Source organism: Phenylobacterium sp. CCH9-H3 (assembly GCF_001557235.1).
In the GTDB taxonomy this organism is placed as follows: domain Bacteria; phylum Pseudomonadota; class Alphaproteobacteria; order Caulobacterales; family Caulobacteraceae; genus Phenylobacterium.
The window spans coordinates 1-985 of record NZ_LSJI01000020.1 but is presented as its reverse complement, the minus strand read 5'-3'; the positions used below and the strand labels follow the sequence as shown (position 1 = coordinate 985).

Annotated in this window: 1 protein-coding gene and 1 pseudogene; both read right to left on the bottom strand. The window is 65.5% G+C overall.

Annotated elements, in window-relative coordinates:
* Positions 1-181: 181 nt before the first annotated feature.
* Positions 182-640: pseudogene (locus AX721_RS01135) on the bottom strand (ATP-binding protein); the annotation flags it as partial.
* Positions 641-690: 50 nt separating this feature from the next.
* Positions 691-985 (bottom strand): PEPxxWA-CTERM sorting domain-containing protein (locus AX721_RS27180; protein ID WP_156466945.1); only part of this gene is annotated, 295 nt, incomplete at its 5' end.

Here is a 985-nt window from a genome sequence, read left to right as displayed (position 1 = left end):
GGCCTCAGTGCATTATCGGGCCGCAGAAATACGGTAGACGCTCAGCGCGGCAGGCTGACGACCCGCAACTCGCTGTTGATGCCGTGCGCATTCCAGTGATCGTGGGCACCTGTTCCACGCGATGGTGGGCGCCTATTCCACGTGATCCTGGGCGGCGCGTTCGGCCGACGCGGGCATGGGGTCAGGCGTTGGTCTGAGCGTCAAGCTCGCGGTGGCGGGAGAGCCTTCGCATGCTGTCGCCGGTGAGGGTCAGGCGATGGGCGTTGTGCACCAGCCGGTCGAGGATGGCGTCCGCCAGGGTGGGGTCGCCGATGACGTCATGCCACTGGTCCACGGGGATCTGGCTGGTGAGGATCGTGGAGCCGCGGCCCCGCCGGTCTTCAAGGATCTCCAAGAGGTCGACGCGCTGGTTCGCGGTGAGGACGGACAGGCCCCAGTCGTCGAGGATCAGCAGGTCGACGCGGCCGAGCGTCTTCAGCAACAGAGTGTCGCGGCCATCGCCCCGGGCGAGCGCCAGGGCCTCGAAGAGCCGCGGGACGCGCTGGTAGAAGACGGAGCGGCCGTCGCGGTAGGCCTTGTGGCCGAGCGCGCGGACGATCCAACTCTTGCCGACGCCGCATGGGCCGGTGATCAAGCAGTTTTTGCGCCAACCTCGCTGGAAACGACACCTAGCTCATCGATTTCTGCATATCAGACGGCGAGCGCTCGACGGCGGCGGAGCGTCGCGCCGGCGAGGCCGAAGCCGCCAATCATCAGGGCCCACGTCGCGGGCTCAGGAACCACAGCGCCATCTATCTGCGATACGCGGAACTCGATGTTGTCGATGCCGACATTGTAGTTCTCCGGCCCAAACTGAATGCGAAATCCGTCGGCGCGGGTTGCGTTGTAGCCAAAGTGGGTCGGCTCGCTGCCAAGGATCGTGATGTCGCCGGTGTCGGTAAAGATCGTGCCGTTGTCACCAGATAGCACGCGAACGCTTGAGGTG